Source organism: Streptomyces sp. NPDC086835, from assembly GCF_044745705.1.
Taxonomy (GTDB): Bacteria; Actinomycetota; Actinomycetes; order Streptomycetales; family Streptomycetaceae; genus Streptomyces.
On sequence record NZ_JBIVAU010000004.1, the window covers coordinates 104373 to 122490 of the forward strand.

Genomic DNA, 18118 nt, shown 5'->3' on the forward strand with positions numbered 1-18118 from the left:
TCGATGGTGTCATGCCCGGCGGCGCCTGCTGTACGACCAGGTGACGGCGGTCAGCAGGAAGGGGACGGCGGCGAGCGGCAGGAAGAAGAAGGCCCAGACGGTCTCGGCGGTGCCCGTCAGGTAGCTCCGGCTCTCCACGGTGAACAGGACCACCAGCTGCCACAGCGCGAAGACGATCGTCAGGGCGGACGCGGTCCAGGCGAGGGCGGCGAGCGTGCGGGGGCGCAGTGGCTGCCACCGGTCGCTGACCAGGAGCAGGGGGAACAGGGCGGCGAGCTCGGAGACGACGGCGAGGCCGACGACGTAGGCGATGCCCCAGCCGGGGATGCCGAAGGCGTCGCGCAGGACCTGGTCGCTGTAGCCGACGTAGACACCGCTCGCCATGGCGATGCGCCACAGACCGGAGGGCAGGGCGCACAGGGCGATGGCGTGGGCGGCACGGCGGGCCCAGAGCGGAGCGGGGGCGATCGCCGGCACGGTGGCGGTGGGCAGGGCTGACGGGCGGCAGGCTTCGGTCGAGGTGGTCATGACATCCACGATGGCCGCGGAGGGTGCGGGGATGCTTCCTTCTGCGCGGCGGACCGTCTCCGTCGCACGGGGGAGACGGCCCGGACGCAGGTCGCAGACGCGTCGGGCCGCCGTGCCGCCCGCAGGGGCAGCCAAGTCGCGGGCGGGGTGTGCCTCGGGCAGCAGCCGCAGCCGGTCCCGGACCGCAGCCGGAGGCAGACCCGGAGCCGAAGCCGGAGCCGTAGCCGCAACCGCCACCGCCGAAGCAAACGCCGCCGTCGCGGGGCGGCCGCGCCGTGACGCCGCAGGGCGGCGCGCAGACGCGCACGACGGCGGCGCCGGGGCCCGCAGGCGCAGACGACGCCACCACCGCCGCAGCAGTCGAAGCCGCCGCCGTCGCAGCCACGTACGACGCCAAGCGTCACGGCAGCAGGCGCTGCTCCTTCGCCACCGCCACCGCGCCCGCCCGGGTGTCGACGCCGAGCTTGGCGTAGATACGGCCCAGGTGGGTCTTCACGGTCGCCTCGCTGATGAACAGGGCGCGGGCGATCTCGCGGTTGCCGAGGCCGCGTGCCAGCTGGCCGAGGATGTCGCGTTCCCGGTCGGTCAGCGACGGACCGGCGGCTCCGCGCATACGGTCCATGACCCGGCTCGCCACGGGTGCCGACAGCGCGGTGCGGCCCTGTGCGGCCGCGCGGATCGCCGCGAACAACTCCTCGGGGCGCTCTGCCTTGAGGAGGTAGCCCGTCGCCCCCGCCTCGATGGCCCGGGTGATGTCGGCGTCCGTGTCGTACGTGGTCAGGACCAGCACATGGGTGCCGGGCGAGGCGATACGGCGGGTGGCCTCGACGCCGTCGATGCCCGCGCCCAGCTGGAGGTCCATCAGGACGACGTCCGGCTTCAGCTTGGCGGCCATCGCCACGGCCTCCTCGCCGCTGCCCGCCTCGCCGACGACGTCGATGTCGGGCTCGCTGCCGAGGAGCGCGAGCAGTCCGGCGCGCACGACGGCGTGGTCGTCGCAGAGCAGGATCCGTACGGCTGTCATCGCCGGGCCTCCAACGGGATCGCGGCGGACAGCACGGTGCCCTCGCCGGGTGCGGATTCGACGGTGAGGGTGCCACCGAGCTGTTCGACACGTGCCCTGATCGCGGGCAGGCCGTGTCCGCGCACGCCGGGGGAGGAGCGGCCTGCGGCGGGGTCGAAGCCGCGCCCGTCGTCCGCGACGTCGAGGACGACCTGGTCGCCCATGAGCGTGAGGGTCAGTGTGGCGGCGGTGGCACCGGCGTGTTCCCGTACGTTCGCCAGCGCGCCCTGGGCGATACGCAGCAGCGCCGACTGGACCCGGTCGGGCAGCGGCGCGGGCGGGCCGTCGAGGTGGAAGCGGACGGGGAGGGCATCGGTGGACTCCCGGGCGGCGAGCGCCCGGAGCGCCTCGGGGAGGCTCCCGCCCTCGGCGAGGTCCGCCGGTGCCAGGTCGTGGACGAAGCGGCGGGCCTCCGCGAGGCTGCGCTCCGCGATGGACTCGGCGGTCCGGACATGGCCGCGGGCGGCGGACGGATCGCTGTCCCAGGTGCGGTCCGCGGCCTGGAGCAGCATCTGCTGACTGGACAGGCTCTGCGCGAGGGTGTCGTGGATCTCCATGGACAGCCGCTGCCGTTCGGCGAGGGTACCCTCGCGGCGCTCGGTGGCGGCGAGTTCCCGGCGGGTGCGGACCAGGTCGTCGATGAGCGCCCGCCGGCGGTCGGCGAGCCGCTCCGCATGGACGAAGACGGCCGTGGCGACGGCCGCCACGGCGGGCGGCGCGATGACCAGGTTGGGGTCGAAGCCGCCCTGCGCGAGTTGCAACTGCGCGGCGACGACGAACACCGTGAGCAGGGCGACCAGGGCGATCGCCGCGCGGGTCGGCAGCGCGCGCAGCCCGGTGTAGAGGAGGGGCACGGCGCACCAGGCGAAGCTCGGGGCGAGGAGGACGAGGACCACCCAGACGGCCACGACGGTGACCAGCCACATCAGCCGGCGGGGGGTGGCGCGCGGGCCGAACACGGGGCCCACCGTGTAGAGGACGGCGAGGGTCACCGAGAGCCCGATGATCCACGGGGACCGGAACTCCCAGGGGTGGCGCAGCAGATAGCGGGCGAGCGAGGCGCCGAGCAGCAGGAAGAACGCCGCGTGCATCACGCCGGCCAGCCACCGGGCGTCGGGATCCTGCTCGCCGTGCTGCCCGCCCGCGTGCTCGCCGTACCGGTCCCGATCCCGGGGCCGTACCCGCTCGGGGGCTCGGGGGCCGCCCCTGTCCTGCTCCTTGTCCACCGTCGTCTCCTCGACCGCCCAGGCCTCTGACCTGGGCCTGCTTCTTCATGGTGGCCCGGCGGACCCATGGGGGCATCAACCGATCGGCTGACACGCCCGTCGTCCATCATGCGCGCCAGGCGCAGCCGGAGCGTGGACCGTAGCGGGCCGTGGACGGCCGGAGGATCGATGGCAGAACGAGAGCCACGGCGGAACAGCCGCCCTCATGAAGGAGCCACCCGGATGAAGAAGACCCTGATCGGTGCCGCCACCGCAGCCGTTGTCGCCGCCGGCACGTTCGGCGCCGTGGCGGCGAACGCCTCCGCCCCGGCCGCGGAGTCCAAGGCCGCCGTGACCGCCGACGTCTCGTCCCGCAGCCTTCAGCAGTCCACGCACCTGACGATCGACGCGGCCACCAGGGCCGCGCAGGCCGCTCTCGACGCCGCGGAGCAGGAGAACCAGCGTGTCACCGTCGCCGTCGTCGACCGGAACGGCAACACGATCGTCACCCTGCGCGGCGACGGCGCGGGCCCGCAGTCGTACGAGTCGGCGGAGAAGAAGGCGTACACCGCGGTGTCCTGGAACGCTGCCACCTCCGAGCTGGTCAAGCGGCTGGAGCAGGCCCCGAACCTGAAGGACATCCCCGGGACGCTGTTCCTCGGCGGCGGTGTGCCGGTGCAGGTCAAGGGGGCTCCGGTCGCCGGCATCGGCGTGGCGGGTGCGCCGAGCGGCGAGCTGGACGAGAAGTTCGCCCAGGCAGGCGCCGCCGCGCTCGGCCGCTGACCGGGCGGGCGTCCTGGGGCAGGCCTGTTCAGGACCGTCCCGGGGTGCCGCCTGCTTAGGATCTCGGAGTGGATCCGTACGTCTCCCGCCGCCCCGCCCTCCTGCGTACCGCCCTGGCCCTGTTGCTGGTCGCGGCCGCCGCCACGGGCTGCGACGGTGGCGCGGGCGTGCGGGGAACGCCGGGCGCCGCGGGGCTCCGTGACCCGTACTTCCCCCGGCTCGGCAACGGCGGTTACGACGTCCGGCACTACGGACTCGCCCTCGGCTACGACCCCCGCACCGGCCGTCTCCGAGGCACCGCGGAGCTCACGGCACTCGCCACCCAGGATCTGAGCGCCTTCCACCTCGACCTGCGGGGGATGACGGTGGAGCGTGTGACGGTCGACGGCGCGGAGGCCGCCGTCAACCGGGCCGGTACGGAACTGACGGTGCGTCCGCGCCGGGACATCGACAAGGGCGCCGAGTTCCGTACCGTCGTCCGGTACTCCGGGGTCCCGCAGACGGTCACGGACGCCGACGGCTCCAAGGAGGGCTGGCTGCGGGTTCCGGACGGCGACGTCCTCGCGGTCGGCGAACCAGTGGGTTCCATGGCGTGGTTCCCCGGCAACCACCACCCGGCGGACAAGGCCGCGTACGACATCACCGTCACCGTTCCCGACGGCTACGAGGCGGTGTCGAACGGCGAGCCGACCGGTGAGCGCACCAAGGGCGGCCGAACCGCCTTCACTTGGCGGTCCGAGGAGCCGATGGCGAGCTTCCTGGTCCTGCTCGCGGTCGGCGACTTCCGTATGGCGACCACCCGCACGGCGGCCGGCCTGCCCGTGGTGACGGCCGTCGATCCGGCGGCGGCCAAGAAGAGTTCGGCGCTGCTGCGCAGGATCCCGCGGATCGTCGAGTGGGGGACGGAGAAATTCGGGCCGTACCCGTTCTCGTCGGCGGGCGCGGTCGTCGTGCCCGCGGGGGAGGTCGGATACGCGCTGGAGACGCAGAGCCGGCCGGTCCTCCCGCTGGACCGGTTCGACGAGGAGACCCTCGTCCATGAGCTGGCCCACCAGTGGTTCGGCAACTCGGTGACGCCCGCGACCTGGCGGGACATCTGGCTGAGCGAGAGCTTCGCCACCTACGCCGAGTGGATGTGGCTGGCGGAGGCCGGGGACACCCCGGTGCGCGAGAGCTTCGAGGACGCGTTCGCGGACCGGGAGAACTGGGCCTTCGCCCCGGCCGTGCCTCCGCGCGCCGAGGACATCTTCGCGGCGCCGGTCTACGGGCGGGGGGCGATGGTGCTGCACAAGCTCCGTGAGGCCGTCGGCGACGACGTGTTCTTCAAGATCGTGCGCGGTTGGGCGCGGAAGTACCGTCACGCCAACGCGTCCACAGGGGACTTCACCGCCTATGCGGAGGCGAGGTCGGGCAAGGACCTGACGGATCTGTGGAAGGTGTGGCTGTACGGGGACGAGAAACCCCCGAGGCCGTGAGCGCGACAGGGCCCCGGCTCGCTGCCGGGGCCCTGTCGAACGACCGTGTCAGGACGTCAGGTCAGAGGTTGACGCCGAAGTCGCGGGCGATGCCCTCGAGGCCGGAGGCGTAACCCTGGCCGACCGCGCGGAACTTCCACTCCGCGCCGTTGCGGTAGAGCTCGCCGAAGACCATGGCGGTCTCGACGGCGGCGTCCTCGCTCAGGTCGTAGCGGGCGATCTCGGCGCCGCCGGCCTGGTTGATGATGCGGATGTAGGCGTTGCGCACCTGGCCGAAGTTCTGGCTGCGGGAGACGGCATCGTAGATCGAGACGGGGAAGACGATCTTGTCGACGTCGGCAGGCAGGCCCGCGAGGTTGACGTTGATCTGCTCGTCGTCGCCGCCGCCCTCGCCGGTGCGGTTGTCGCCGGTGTGGACGATGGTCTGGTCCGGCGTCGCCTTGTTGTTGAAGAAGACGAAGTGGGCGTCGGAGGCGACCTTGCCCGCGCTGTTCACACCGATCGCGGACGCGTCGAGGTCGAAGTCCGTGCCGGTGGTGGTGCGGACGTCCCAGCCGAGGCCGACCGTGACGGCGGTCAGGCCCGGGGCCTCCTTGGTGAGCGAGACGTTGCCGCCCTTGGACAGGCTTACTGCCATTGGGAAGTCCCCTTCATTTCGAATCTGCGGGCTACGGGTCCTCCCGAAGCTACCGTCACAGGTCATAACGCGGGCAGGGGACTGTCAGGTTCCATCCGCCGAGGTCCGGTTCCCACTTCCCGGGCGGGGCCGGCGCGGGGCCGGACGGCGATGTGGACGAACGGCCGGGAGAAAAGAGGGTGACGGGCGCGTCCGGGGCGCGGGACCATGGATGACATGTCCGGGCCCTACATCATCCGCGGCTCCGTCTCCCTGCCGGAGGCCGAGCTCATGTGGCGTTTCTCGCGGTCCTCGGGGCCCGGTGGCCAGCACGTCAACACCAGCGACTCGCAGGTGGAGCTCCGCTTCGACCTCGCGAGGACGGAGGCGCTGCCGCCGGTCTGGAAGGACCGCGCGCTGGAGCGGCTCGCAAGCCGGATGGTGGGCGGTGTGATCGCCGTACGCGCCTCGGAGCACCGCTCTCAGTGGCGGAACCGCGAGACCGCGGCGGTACGGCTGGCGTCCCTGCTGGCCGAGGCGACCGCCCCGCCGCCCAGGCCCCGCCGGGCGACGAAGATCCCGCGCGGCATCAACGAGCGCCGGCTGCGGGAGAAGAAGCAGCGCGCGGAGACCAAGCGGGGCCGCTCCGGCCGCGACTGGTAGCCAGGGCCTCTCGAACCCGGCGGCGCGCGTACCTCGGCGCGTTCACCCGAGGTGCCGGTACCGCCCCCGGAAGTACGTCAGGGGCCCGGCGACCACGTCGGAGAGGCCCACCTTCAGGACCTGACCGATCACCAGCGTGTGATCGCCTGCCTCCACCCGCTGCTCCGTACGGCACTCGAGGGTCGCCAGCGCGCCCTTCACCAGAGGCGACCCGCAGATCTCGCCGCGTTCATGGGGCAGATCGTCGAAGAGCAGGCGGTCGCTGAGCCGGCCCTTCATGGCGAAGCGGCCGGCGATCTGCCGCTGGCCCTCGGTGAGGACGGAGACGCCCCACAGCGGCTGTTCCGCGAGCAGGTCGTCCATGCGTGAGCCGTTGCGCAGGCTGACGAGCACCAGCGGCGGGTCGAGGGAGACGGACATGAAGGCTGTCGCCGTCATGCCGACGTCCTCGCCGCGCGGCCCGTGGTCGGCGTCGCGCGCGGTGACCAGCACCACGCCGGCGGCCAGACGGGACATGGCGGCACGGAATTCCTCATTGCTCACCCCCTCAGGATGGGGGATGGCGGGAGCGGCCGGAGCGGGGGTCGTCTGCAACACACGAGGAACGCTAGTCTCGGCCGTTCCGCCGCCGCATCGGGCTCGGGGACCAGCCGGGTCCTAGGACCGCAGGCCGACCACCATGAGTAACCATGGGTACGTTCCGATGGTTTTGCGTTCAATAGTTGATTTCAAGAAAGCTACGGTGTGTCCGGCGGATCAGCATCTGACCCTTCATCACCTGATGTGACTTGAGTCACAGAGGCCAGTATTTGTTGACCCTGTGTACCGGGTGAGCTGCTCGCTGTGATTCAGTGGCCGGGATACCGCTACAAGTACGCCAATCAGACGCCCTGGAGTTTGCTGTCGAGGTCTCGGGGAGAGCGAGCGATGGAGACCGAGTCGGAGCCCTATGTCCGTCTTGCGACCCTGCGGCAGCTGCACCAGGTCGTCGCGGACCTCAACACGGCCCGCAGCCTGGCCGACACCCTGCAGACCGTCGCCGACGGAATCGTCGCCGGGCTGGGCTACGAACTGGCCTGCGTCAACCTGGTGCGCCCCGACGGTGACCTCGTCGTCGCCGCCTTCGCCGGCAGCGCCGCGGCCGAGGCCCTGATCACCGGCCGGGTCGGCTCGCGTACTTCCTGGGACCGCCGCCTGTCCATGGGTGAGGCCTGGGGCGACCTGCGCTTCATCCCGCACACCGAGGGCTGGGTCCTCATAGAGGACGACGTGCCCCAGTGGCACACCGACGGCCCCGAGCCCCGCTTCGACGACGAGTGGCACCCGCAGGACCGTCTCTACGCCCCGATGTACGCGTCGGGCGGCGGGCGTGAACTGCTCGGCGTGATCTCCGTGGACCGCCCGCGCAACGGCCGCCGGCCAGGGCCCTGGGGTCAGGAGGCGCTGCAGATGTACGCCTCCCAGGCCGCGATCGCCATCAGCAACGCACGACTTCGAGCCAACATGCAGCGCGCCCTGGTCCGCCTCGAACGCGAGCAGCAGGCACTGCGCGCGAGCGAGGAATCCTTCCGTCAGGCGTTCGAGTACGCGCCCAGCGGCATGGCCATCGCCGAGATGGGCGGCGACCAGCACGGCCGCCTGCTGCGCACCAACGACGCGCTGTGCCGGCTGCTGGGCCGCCCCGCCTCCGCGATGCGCCGCTACTCCTTCGCCGACCTCGTCCACCCCGAGGACGTCGGCACCCTTTTGCGTACCTCCGCCGAGGGCGGACGCGCGGAGATCAGACTGGGCCGCAGGGACGGCAGCTATGTATGGGTGTCGCTGCGGAACTCGGTCGTCGCCGACACCGCGGACGGGCCCCGCTTCCTCCTGACCCACGTCGAGGACATCGAGGACCGCAAGCGCCACGAGCTCCAGCTCGCCCACCGCGCCTCGCACGACGCGCTCACCGGCCTGCCCAACAGCGCCGAGCTGCGCGCCCGGCTCAGTTCGCGCCTGTGCGAGCGGCCGCACGCGACGTACGCGACGGACATCGAGGCGCTCGACGCCGCGTACGAGACCGACCGCGGTTTCCGGAGCGACGGCTTCGACTTCGACACGGTCGGTGGCCGGCCCTACGACCACCACGTCCACACGGTGGCGCCCGACAGTGAGATCGACGACGGCGCCAAGGGGCTCGCGGTCCTCTTCTGCGACCTGGACGGTTTCAAGTCGATCAACGACCGCTTCGGGCACCAGACCGGTGACGCGGTTCTCGTGGAGGTCGCGCGCCGGCTCACCACCGGGGTACGGGACGGTGACACGGTCGCCAGGCTCGGCGGTGACGAGTTCGTCGTCCTCGCCGACGGCCTCGGCGCGGCGGACGCCGCCGACCTCGCCGTACGTCTGCGGAACGCGATCATCCTGCCCATCCGGGTGGGTGGCCGCGGAGTGCGGGTGGGCGCCAGCTTCGGCATCGGCTGGGCGAGCTGCGGGATGTCCGTCGAGGAGGTCCTGCAATCCGCGGACCAGCGGATGTACATCGAGAAGCGGTCCCGTTCGAAGGTCCACCGCAGGGCCGGCTGAGCCCCCGCGGGGCCGGGTGACCTATCACACCCGACCGCACCCGGCCTGGTGACCGGCCCCGGTCCCACCGGATGAGGCCCACGACACCCAAAGGGGTGAGTGGAACCGGGTAGGCTCGCCTCGCGTCAGCGTTGTGCTGACGAGATGGTGAGGAGTGACTGGGATGACGGCCGGGAACAACGGCGCGAGCACGCCCGAGGACGACGACCCGTTCGGCTATCTGTACGCCGACGGGCAGCAGGCAGGCGCCACGCCGCCGCGCCAGGGCGGCTACGGCTACCCCGGTCCGGCCGCGCAGCCCGGGGTCCCCCGCACCTCGTACAACCAGGTCCGTACGGTCGGCGAGCGACAGTACGGCCAGCAGGTCCCGCACCAGCAGGCGTACGGGCAGCAGCCCGGCTACGGCCAGCAGCCGACGGCCGCGTACGCCGCACCGGAGACGTACCCCGGGGCTTCCGCCCAGACGCGTCAGGTCCCGGCGCAGCCCGGCGGCCACGGCCAGGGCGGTCACGGCGGCGGACGCGGCGGTGGCCCCAACACCAAGGGCCTGCTGATCGGCGCGATCGCGGTCGTCGCGGTCGTGGTGATCGGCATCGCCGCGGCGCTGATGACCAGCAACGGCGACAAGGACGACACGGCGGGCCAGGGCGGCGGAGGCACCACCCCGTCCGCGGGCGAGACCGTCCAGGAGAAGCCGTCGCCGTCCGAGAAGGAGCCGGAGCCCGTCGAGCTGCCCAAGCAGGACGCGGCGACGCTGACGCTGGGGCCGCCCGCGGCCCTCGCCAAGGACGTGCCCGGCGCGAAGGGCGCGGACGGCGCGTACGTGATGTTCAACGGTGTCGGCGGTTCGGCCGGCTGGTCGGTGGACGTCCCGGAGGCCGGCGCCTACACGATGTACATCACGTACAGCGTGCCCGGCAAGGACGCCAAGACCTCCCTGACGATCAACGGCGGGCAGCCCCGCGAGCTCAACATGTCGAACTTCGCGAAGGCCGCGGAGGGCGACTGGGAGAAGGGCTGGACCAACACCTACGCCTTCGTGAACCTCGAGAAGGGCAAGAACGACCTCAAGATCTCCTGCGAGCAGGGGAACCAGTGCGAGGCCTATCTCGACCAGGTCTGGCTGGAGGCCGGTCAGACCAAGAGCTGACCGCGGGCCCTGCGTCCGCACGGCGGCCGTAGCCCGTACGTGTCACCCGTCATCGTCCCGGCCGCGCCCCGCGCGAGCCGGGACGAGGCGTTTCAGGTCCGGCTCCGGCGCCGTCACTTCCCGGGTGCGGCCGGGGTGTGCTCGACGACGGTGACCCTCGGCAGCAGCTGCTCGTACGCGGCCGCGTCGAACTCGCCCGCCGCGGGGGCCAGCACGGTCGCCGTGGAGAGGGCCACCGCCCGGGAAAGCCGTTCCGGCCAGGGGAGTCCCTCGACCAGTCCGGAGAGCAGGCCGGCGACCGCCGAGTCACCCGCGCCCGTCGGGTTGCCCTTCACCGGCTCCGGCGGAACGGCCTGCCAGGTGCCGTCCGGTGTGGCGGCGAGCAGACCGTCCGGGCCCAGCGAGGCGACCACGGTGTGCGCGCCGCGGCGGCGGGCGTCGCGGGTCGCGCGGAGCGGTTCCCTCGAGCCGGTGAGCTGCGCCAGCTCGTCGGCGTTGGGCTTGACGAGATCGGGGCGTGCGGCGATGCCTCGGCGCAGCGGTTCGCCGCTGGTGTCGAGGAGTACGGGCACCTCCGCGGCGCGCGCCCGGCGCACCAGCTCGGCGTAGGCGCCGACATGGATGCCCGGCGGCAGGCTGCCGCACAGCGCGACCGCGTCGGCCTCGCGCAGGAGGGAGTCGTACGAGGAGAGGAAGGCGGCCCACTCCTCGGGCAGGACCGTCGGTCCGGGCTCGTTCAGCTGCGTGGTGTCGCCGCTCGCGCCGTCGGTGACGGCGATGGTGCGGCGGGTGGTGCCGGCGATCTCGACGAGCGCGTCGTGCGGCGCGAGCGGGGCGAGCATCCCGCGCAGTACGGCCCCGGTGGCTCCGCCCGCGAAGCCGGTGACGACGCTCTCGTGGCCGAGAACCGTGAGTACACGGGCGACGTTGATGCCCTTGCCGCCGGGGCGCTCCACGACATCGCCGACGCGGTGGGTGGCGTGCGGGGTGAGGGCGGCCACCCTGTAGGTGATGTCGAGGGCGGCGTTGAGCGTGACCGTAAGGATCACCCGTGGACACCCCCGAAGAACGCGCTTGCCGTGCTCGTACGGGTTCTGATCATGCCAAACGGAAGGCGGTTGGCCCAAGACCTGGTGGCCAACCGCCTGCCGCGAGGTGCCGCGCCGTCAGCCCGCTGCGGGGCGGACGACCCATTCGCCGCGACGCATCACGCCCTTGAGGGCGAAGTCGGCGTCGAGGACCACCAGGTCCGCGTCCTTGCCGGGGTCGAGCGAGCCGACCCTGTCGTACGCGCCGAGCAGCTTCGCCGGATTGGCGGAGATCGCCGCGACGACGTCCTCCACCGGGATGCGGTCGACGGTGACGGCCCGCTTGAAGGCGGTGTCCAGGGTGAGCGTGGAGCCCGCGATCGAATGACCCTCCACGAGCCGCGCCACACCGTCCTTGACCTCGACCTCGAGGGGGCCCAGCTGGTAGCGGCCGTCGCCGAATCCAGCGGCGTCCATGGCGTCCGTGATGAACGCGACCCGGCCGGCGCCGGCGCTGCGGAAGGCCAGCTCGAGCGCGGCCGGATGGAGATGGGTGCCGTCGTTGATCAGCTCGACGGTGATCCGCTCGTCCTCGAGCAGCGCCGCGATCGGGCCGGGGGCCCGGTGGCCGAGCGCCGGCATCGCGTTGAACAGGTGGGTGGCGACGGTGGCGCCGGCGTCGATGGCCTCGCGGGTCTGCTCGTACGTCGCGTCGGTGTGGCCGATCGCGGCGATCACGCCGTGCTCGGCGAGCAGCCGTACGGAGTCGATGCCGCCGGGCAGTTCGGTGGCGAGGGTGACCATCTTCGCGGTGCCGCGGGCGGCGTCGATCAGCTTGCGGACCTCGGCCGGGTCGGGGTCGCGCAGCAGCTCCTCGCTGTGGGCGCCCTTGCGGCACGGGGAGATGAACGGCCCCTCGAAGTGGATGCCCGCGAGGTCGCCCTGCTCGACCAGCTCGGACAGGAAGCCGGCCCGGTGGGCGAGGAAGTCCATGTCGCCGGTGACGGTGGAGGCGACCAGTGTGGTGGTGCCGTGCCGCCGGTGCGTCATGACGCCGCGCAGGACGTCCTCGGCGGTGCCGGAGGTGAAGGAGGCTCCGCCGCCGCCGTGGTTGTGGATGTCGACGAAGCCGGGGACCACCCAGTGGCCGGACAGGTCGTGGACGTGAGCCTCGGTGGCGGAGGCTTCCGTGACGATCTTCGTGCCCTCGACGACGACGCGTCCGTTGTCGACGGTCCCGGTCGGCAGCACCACCCGGGCACCGGCCAGGACAGTGCTCGGCGGGTGGTGCGGGCTCCCGGCGTGGACCGTGCTCGTGGCGCGAGCGGCGCTGGCGGCCATCAGGCGGATACCTCCGTGGCGAGTAGATCCCAGGCGAGCAGCCCTGCGCCCAGGCATCCGGCGGTGTCCCCGAGGGCCGCCGGGACGATCGTGGGCAGCTTCTGGAACGTCACGCGTTCCTCTACGGCCGCCCGAAGGGGTGAGAACAAGGTTTCCCCGGCCTCGGCGAGGCCGCCACCGATGATCAGCGTGCGGGGGTCCAGCAGGGTGAGTGCGGTGACGAGGCCGTCGGCGAGTGCGTCGACCGCCTCCTGCCACACTCGGGTCGCCGCCTTGTCGCCCGCCTCGACCGCCCTGGCGCAGTCGGCGGCGTCGGCCGTGGGGTCGCCGCCGGCGGCGGACCAGGCGCGGGTGACCGCGGCGGCGGAGGCCAGTGTCTCCAGACAGCCGCGCTGCCCGCATCCGCAGGCGGGGCCGCCGGGCCGTACGACGATGTGGCCGATCTCGCCGGCGCAGCCGTGGGCGCCGGCCTCGATGGTGCCGGCGATGCCGATGGCGCCCGCGATGCCGGTGCCGAGCGGGACGAACAGGAACCGGTCGGTGCCTCGGCCGGCGCCGATCCGGCCCTCCGCGAGGCCGCCGGTGCGGACGTCGTGCCCGAGCGCCACCGGGACGCCGTCGAGTCTGCGGCTCAGCAACTCCCGCAGGGGGACGTCGCGCCAGCCGAGGTTGGCGGCGTAGACGGCGATGCCGTGCTCTGCGTCGACGATGCCGGGCACGGCGACACCGGCGGCCTCGGCGGCCTGCCCCAGGTGCTCCTGGCCGTGGGCGCGGAGATCGGCGGCGAAGCCGAGGATCGACTCCACGACGGCGTCGGGCCCGCGCTCGCGCCCGGTGGGCCGCCGTGCCTCGTGCAGGAGCGTGCCGTCCGCCCCGACCAGGGCAGCCTTCATACCGGTGCCGCCCACATCGAGGGCGATGACGTGTCTCACGGGAACAGTCTGGCGCGTGGAACGGGTAAAGGTCTAGTCCACTCGCCGAGATTGTTGCCACGCCATACAAACCGGGCGGGGAGGGCGCGGGGCCCGCCACGGGCGCTCCCCGCGCGCGGCGTACCCCGCGCGGGGCCGTGCAGGCGTTGTGAAAGTGAGACCGCAGTGGTGTAGACCTTGTACGCCGGATGGGGAAAGATCGCTCCTCATCTCACAGGACGTCGCGGGGGGACCGACTGGGACAAACGGAACACGTACTAGGTAGCAGAGGGTGGGGAAGAGCTGTGCAGCGGCGCTTCTTGGGTCTGACAGCGGCTGTCGCCGCACTCGGAATGACGGTTTCGCTCGCGGGCTGCGGCAGCTCCAGCGGTTCCGGGGACGGTGTCACCCTCAAACTGGTGGCCGCCGACTACGACGTCGCCGGCGGTGAGAGCAGCAAGAAGTACTGGGCCGATCTGACGGCCGCCTTCGAGGCGGAGAACCCCGGCATCAAGGTCGACGTCCAGATCGAGTCCTGGAACGACGTGGACCGCAAGGTCGCCGAGATGGTCAAGGCGGGCAAGGCCCCCGACATCGCGCAGATAGGCGCCTACGCCGACTATGCCGCGGCGGACAAGCTGTACTCCGCCGACCAGATGCTCTCCATCCCCGTCCAGTCCAACTTCCTTCCTCCGCTCACCGACGCGGGCGAGATGAAGCGCACCCAGTACGGACTGCCGTTCGTCGCCTCCACCCGGCTGCTCTTCTACAACAAGGAACTCTTCGAGGATGCCGGGATCGACGGCGCCCCCGGGACGTGGAAGGAGCTGAAGGAGGACGCGGAGCTGCTCAAGCAGAACACCGACGTCGACTACCCCTTCGCGCTGCCGCTCGGCCCCGAGGAGGCCCAGGCGGAGACGATGATGTGGCTGCTCAGTGGCGGTGGCGGTTACACCGACGAGCTCGGCAGGTACGCGATCGACTCCCCGCAGAACATCGACACCTTCGAGTGGCTGAAGGAGAACCTGGTCGACGAGAAGCTCACCGGCCCGGTCGCCCCCGGCAAGCTCAACCGCAAGGACGCCTTCGCCGCGTTCACCCGGGGCGATGTCGGCATGCTCAACGGCCACCCCTCGCTGCTCCAAGCCGCGGAGAAGGCGGGCATCGACGTGGGCAAGGTCGCGCTCCCGGGCAGGAGCGGTCCCGCCGACACGACGATGGGCGTCGCCGACTGGATCATGGGCTTCAAGCAGAACGGTCACCGCACGGAGATCGGCAAGTTCCTGGACTTCCTCTTCACGGACGAGAACGTCCTGGAGTTCGCCGGGCAGAACGATCTGCTGCCCGTGACGGTCTCCGCCCAGGAGGAGATGAAGAAGGACCCGGAGCACGCGGACCTCAAGGAGTTCCTGGAGGTGCTGCCGGGTTCCGTGCTGCCGCCGGTGGGCAAGACGTCGTGGGCCTCGGCCAGCGAGAACATCAAGAAGAACATCGGCGACGCCGTGGGACCGGGCGGCAGCCCCGCCCGCACGCTGGACCGGATCTCCCAGGACGCCAGGGCGGCCGAGAGCGCGGAGTGACTCCGTGCGCCGGGCGTCGTCCACAGGGCGGTCCGGGCGTCGGTGGGCACCGATATGTTGGATCGTATGACCGACGACCAGGCGCCTGAGGAGCAGGAGGCCGGCGACCGGCCCGGCGCCCAGGAGCTCTCCGAGCGGGACCGGGCCGTCCTGGCCATGGAACGCCGTTCCTGGCCGGGCCCCGGCGTCAAGGAGCGGGCCGTCAGGGAGCAGCTCGGCATCTCCCCGGTCCGCTACTACCAACTGCTCAACGCCCTGCTCGATGACGCGCGTGCCCTCGCCCACGACCCGGTCACCGTCAACCGGCTTCGCCGTGTGAGGGACGCGAGGAGAAGTCGCCGCTAGGGTCGAAGGCATGGGCAGCTCACCGTATGCAGAAGCCGCAGACTCCATGCCGACGCCGTCCACCCCCGCAGGTCGTGAAGGCCTCGCGGCACTCCTCGAACGGCCAGGGCAGGCCGTGATCGCACTCGACTTCGACGGCACGCTCGCCGAGATCGTGCCCGACCCCGAACAGGCCCGCGCCCATGAGCGCGCCGTCCCCGCGCTGGCCGCGCTCGCGCCGAAGGTGGCGTCGGTCGCGGTGATCACCGGCCGCCCGGCCGGGGTCGCCGTCCGCTACGGCGGCTTCTCCGGTGTCACCGGTCTGGACCGCCTCGTCGTCCTCGGCCACTACGGCGCGGAGCGCTGGGACGCGGTCACCGGGACCGTACGCGCTCCGGCCCCCGACCCGGGGGTCGCGGCCGTGCGGGCCGAGCTCCCCGGCTTCCTCGACCGGATCGGCGCCTGGCAGGGCACCTGGATCGAGGAGAAGGGCCGCGCCGTCGCGGTGCACACCCGCCGCGCCGAGGACCCGCAGGCCGCCTTCGAGGCCCTGCGTGAGCCGCTTGCCGAGCTCGCCTCCCGGCACGGCCTGATCGTGGAGCCGGGACGTATGGTCCTGGAGCTGCGCCCGCCGGGCGTCGACAAGGGCGTCGCGCTGTCCGAGTACGTGCGCGAGGTGGGCGCCGGGTCCGTGCTGTACGCGGGCGACGACCTGGGCGACCTCGCCGCCTACGGCGCCGTCGAGAAGCTGCGCTCCGACGGTGTGCCCGGCCTGCTGCTGTGCAGCGGCAACGAGGTCCCCGAACTGGCCGACCGCGCCGACCTGGTGCTCCCGGGGCCGGCGCAGCTGGCGGACTTCCTGGCAGCCCTCGCCCTGCGCGTCTAACCTTCCTCGCGCAGCGCCTGGAGCTGGTCGAGGAACCACTGCCGCGGCGGCAGCGCGGTCGCTGCCGCCGCCAGGCGCTTCGAGCGCTCGGCCCGCTCGTCGGCGGACATGGTCAGCGCCTCGTGGAGCGCCGCCGCCGTGCCGCTGACGTCGTACGGGTTGACGGTGATCGCGTCGTCACCGAGCTCCTCGTGGGCGCCGGCCTCGCGTGAGAGGACCAGGGCGCAGCCGAGGTCGGTGACGACGGGCACCTCCTTGGCGACCAGGTTCATGCCGTCCCTGATCGGGTTGACCAGGGCCACGTCGGCCATCCGGTACGCGGCGAGCGAGCGGGCGAAGTCGTCCTTGACGTGCACGACGACCGGAGTCCAGTCGGCCGTGCCGTACCGGGCGTTGATCTCGTCGGCGAGCCGGGAGACCTCCGCCGTGTAGTGGCGGTAGACCTCGAGGTCCTGGCGTGAGGGGTAGGCGAGCGCGATGTGCACGACGCGTTCGTGCCACTCGGGGTGCTCCTCCAGCAACTCCTGGTAGGCCTGCAGGCCGCGCAGGATGTTCTTGGACAGTTCCGTGCGGTCGACGCGCACGATCGTCCGGCGGCCTTCGCCGGCCTGCTTCCGCAGGGCGGCCATCCGCTCGTCGACGTCGGGGCGCCCGGCCCGCTCACGCAGGAAGTCGGCGTCGGCTCCCAGCCCGTGGACCCCGAGGCGGGTCCGGTGGCGGCCGCGGCCGGGGATCCGGAACTCGAAGCTCGGTTCGTTGTCCTTCGGCCACAGCGACGTCCCGTCGTACGGCGCGAGGACGGCGGCGGCGCAGCTCTGGAACGCCCGCAGCCACCGCTTGGTCAGGAACCCGAGCCGGTCGGCGCCGAGCATGCCGAGCAGCAGTTCCTCCGCGATGTCGCCGGGCAGCATCGCGAAGTACTCCGGGGGCGCCCACGGGGTGTGCGAGAAGTGGCCGATCCGCAGGTCGGGGCGGAGTTCGCGGAGCATTCCCGGCACCAGGGCCAGGTGGTAGTCCTGCACGAGAACCACGGCGTCGTCGGCCGCCTCCGCGGCGAGCGCCTCCGCGAAGGCCCGGTTGTAGAGCCGGTAGGCGCCCCACTGGCGCCGGAACTCCCGGCCGAAGGCGGGCTCGAGGGGCGTCTGGTACAGCATGTGGTGGACGAACCACAGCACGGAGTTCGCGATGCCGTTGTACGCGTCGGCGTGGACGCGGGCGTCGATGTCGAGCATCCGTACACCGGGTTCGCCGACCCCGCGCCGGACCGCTTCGCGGTCGCCGTCGCCGAGGGCCGCGCACACCCACAGCGACTGCGCGTCCGAGCCGATGGCCGACAGGCCGGAGACGAGTCCTCCACCGCCGCGGCGGGCGTCGAGCTCTCCGTCCTCGTTCAGCTCGTAGGAGACAGGGCCGCGGTTGGACGCGACGAGGATCTGGGCTGCGTCGGAGACCATGTGCCGAAATCTAGCCCGTACCGCAAAAGCTCAAACGTGCGTACGGCCTCGCGCAGGTCAGTGGTCGCGGCGGCGGCCGCGGGTGGCGGCCACGGCGACGATGCCGGCCGCCGTCAGGCTCAGCGCGACGCCGCCCAGCAGCCACAGCTGCTCCGCGGTGCCGCCGGTGCGGGCCATCTCCACCTGACGGACCGGTTCCCCGCCCTTAAGGCCCTCGGCCCCGCCGGCGGCCCCCTCCGGGCCGCCGGCGGCCGAGGCAGCGGCGGGCGCGTCCTCGGGGTGGCCGTCCGTCCGCTGCTCGGCGGCGTCCGGGGCGGTCCGGTGCGCCGGCAGCTCACCGGGGAGCGTTCCCGGCGCCGCCGGCCCGGTCGGCGCCGCCACCGCGGGGACGGCCGGTCCGAACGCCGCGGCGGCGGTGACCGCCAAGGTGCCGAGGAGCCCCTTCAGCCGTTCCGTGCCGCCGGTGGGCGTCTCCTTGCGGTGCCTGCCGCGACTGCCCGGAGATCCGGGAAACGACAGAACAAGAAATCCCATAAGTCCCATACA

The 18118-nt window shown here is 72.3% G+C and carries 18 protein-coding genes; 8 read left to right on the top strand and 10 right to left on the bottom strand.

Going from position 1 to position 18118, the window contains the following annotated elements; all coding sequences use genetic code 11:
- Positions 1–9: 9 nt before the first annotated feature.
- The 3 genes from ACIPJI_RS15645 to ACIPJI_RS15655 all read right to left on the bottom strand — a co-directional run bounded on the left by ACIPJI_RS15645 (position 10) and on the right by ACIPJI_RS15655 (position 2682).
- Positions 10–528, bottom strand: a complete 519-nt coding sequence (locus ACIPJI_RS15645) for a hypothetical protein (RefSeq protein WP_402246723.1) — start codon at positions 526–528, stop codon at positions 10–12.
- 400 nt (positions 529–928) lie between these two features.
- Entirely contained in the window at positions 929–1552 is a 624-nt protein-coding gene (locus tag ACIPJI_RS15650) for a response regulator transcription factor (RefSeq protein ID WP_189468631.1), read from the bottom strand.
- Positions 1549–2682, bottom strand: coding sequence for a sensor histidine kinase (locus ACIPJI_RS15655; protein ID WP_307710404.1), 1134 nt, complete (start codon positions 2680–2682; stop codon positions 1549–1551). The genes ACIPJI_RS15650 and ACIPJI_RS15655 overlap by 4 nt, the downstream gene beginning before the upstream one ends.
- 357 nt (positions 2683–3039) lie before the next feature.
- Between ACIPJI_RS15655 and ACIPJI_RS15660 the strand changes: the two genes are divergently transcribed.
- Both ACIPJI_RS15660 and ACIPJI_RS15665 read left to right on the top strand, forming a co-directional pair.
- Complete coding sequence (locus ACIPJI_RS15660) at positions 3040–3579, top strand: heme-binding protein (protein ID WP_307707114.1); 540 nt, start codon at positions 3040–3042, stop codon at positions 3577–3579.
- A gap of 68 nt (positions 3580–3647) precedes the next feature.
- A complete protein-coding gene (locus ACIPJI_RS15665) occupies positions 3648–5054 on the top strand; it encodes a M1 family metallopeptidase (protein WP_356618869.1) in 1407 nt (468 codons plus the stop codon).
- 61 nt (positions 5055–5115) lie between these two features.
- Here the strand turns inward: ACIPJI_RS15665 and ACIPJI_RS15670 are convergent, their stop codons facing one another.
- A complete protein-coding gene (locus tag ACIPJI_RS15670) occupies positions 5116–5691 on the bottom strand; it encodes a TerD family protein (RefSeq protein ID WP_307707112.1) in 576 nt (191 codons plus the stop codon).
- A gap of 207 nt (positions 5692–5898) precedes the next feature.
- On the opposite strand from ACIPJI_RS15670, the gene arfB reads away from it, so the two are divergent.
- The gene (arfB, locus tag ACIPJI_RS15675) at positions 5899–6333 is read left to right on the top strand and encodes an alternative ribosome rescue aminoacyl-tRNA hydrolase ArfB (RefSeq protein ID WP_307707111.1); all 435 of its coding nucleotides are present in this window, start codon (positions 5899–5901) and stop codon (positions 6331–6333) included.
- Positions 6334–6375: 42 nt separating this feature from the next.
- Here arfB and ACIPJI_RS15680 read toward each other — a convergent pair whose 3' ends face one another.
- The gene (locus ACIPJI_RS15680) at positions 6376–6876 is read right to left on the bottom strand and encodes a flavin reductase family protein (protein ID WP_356618866.1); all 501 of its coding nucleotides are present in this window, start codon (positions 6874–6876) and stop codon (positions 6376–6378) included.
- A 384-nt stretch (positions 6877–7260) separates the two neighbouring features.
- Between ACIPJI_RS15680 and cdgB the strand changes: the two genes are divergently transcribed.
- Complete coding sequence (gene cdgB, locus ACIPJI_RS15685) at positions 7261–8898, top strand: diguanylate cyclase CdgB (RefSeq protein WP_307707109.1); 1638 nt, start codon at positions 7261–7263, stop codon at positions 8896–8898.
- A gap of 163 nt (positions 8899–9061) precedes the next feature.
- Entirely contained in the window at positions 9062–10048 is a 987-nt protein-coding gene (locus tag ACIPJI_RS15690; RefSeq protein WP_356618863.1) for a carbohydrate-binding protein, read from the top strand.
- A gap of 113 nt (positions 10049–10161) precedes the next feature.
- Here ACIPJI_RS15690 and ACIPJI_RS15695 read toward each other — a convergent pair whose 3' ends face one another.
- The 3 genes from ACIPJI_RS15695 to ACIPJI_RS15705 form a co-directional block, all read right to left on the bottom strand.
- Positions 10162–11097 (bottom strand): 1-phosphofructokinase family hexose kinase, encoded by a 936-nt coding sequence (locus tag ACIPJI_RS15695; RefSeq protein ID WP_402246726.1) that lies wholly within the window; start codon positions 11095–11097, stop codon positions 10162–10164.
- Between the two features lie 117 nt (positions 11098–11214).
- Positions 11215–12417, bottom strand: coding sequence for an N-acetylglucosamine-6-phosphate deacetylase (nagA, locus tag ACIPJI_RS15700; protein WP_402246728.1), 1203 nt, complete (start codon positions 12415–12417; stop codon positions 11215–11217).
- A complete protein-coding gene (locus tag ACIPJI_RS15705) occupies positions 12417–13349 on the bottom strand; it encodes an ROK family protein (RefSeq protein WP_307707105.1) in 933 nt (310 codons plus the stop codon). The genes nagA and ACIPJI_RS15705 overlap by 1 nt, the downstream gene beginning before the upstream one ends.
- Before the next feature lie 332 nt (positions 13350–13681).
- On the opposite strand from ACIPJI_RS15705, the gene ACIPJI_RS15710 reads away from it, so the two are divergent.
- From ACIPJI_RS15710 to otsB, 3 genes are all read left to right on the top strand, one after another.
- The gene (locus ACIPJI_RS15710) at positions 13682–14908 is read left to right on the top strand and encodes an extracellular solute-binding protein (protein ID WP_356618857.1); all 1227 of its coding nucleotides are present in this window, start codon (positions 13682–13684) and stop codon (positions 14906–14908) included.
- Positions 14909–14974: 66 nt separating this feature from the next.
- Positions 14975–15253 (top strand): DUF3263 domain-containing protein, encoded by a 279-nt coding sequence (locus tag ACIPJI_RS15715; protein WP_159690515.1) that lies wholly within the window; start codon positions 14975–14977, stop codon positions 15251–15253.
- 10 nt (positions 15254–15263) lie between these two features.
- Positions 15264–16118: a trehalose-phosphatase gene (otsB, locus tag ACIPJI_RS15720; RefSeq protein WP_402246730.1), complete on the top strand. Its 855-nt coding sequence runs from the start codon at positions 15264–15266 to the stop codon at positions 16116–16118.
- On the opposite strand, the gene ACIPJI_RS15725 is transcribed toward otsB, so the two are convergent.
- Together ACIPJI_RS15725 and ACIPJI_RS15730 are read right to left on the bottom strand one after the other, a co-directional pair.
- Positions 16115–17572 (bottom strand): trehalose-6-phosphate synthase, encoded by a 1458-nt coding sequence (locus ACIPJI_RS15725; protein WP_402246732.1) that lies wholly within the window; start codon positions 17570–17572, stop codon positions 16115–16117. The genes otsB and ACIPJI_RS15725 overlap by 4 nt on opposite strands.
- A gap of 57 nt (positions 17573–17629) precedes the next feature.
- Positions 17630–18115 carry a hypothetical protein gene (locus ACIPJI_RS15730; RefSeq protein ID WP_402246734.1) on the bottom strand — a complete coding sequence of 162 codons (486 nt, stop codon included), beginning with the start codon at positions 18113–18115 and terminating at the stop codon, positions 17630–17632.
- Positions 18116–18118 lie beyond the last annotated feature (3 nt).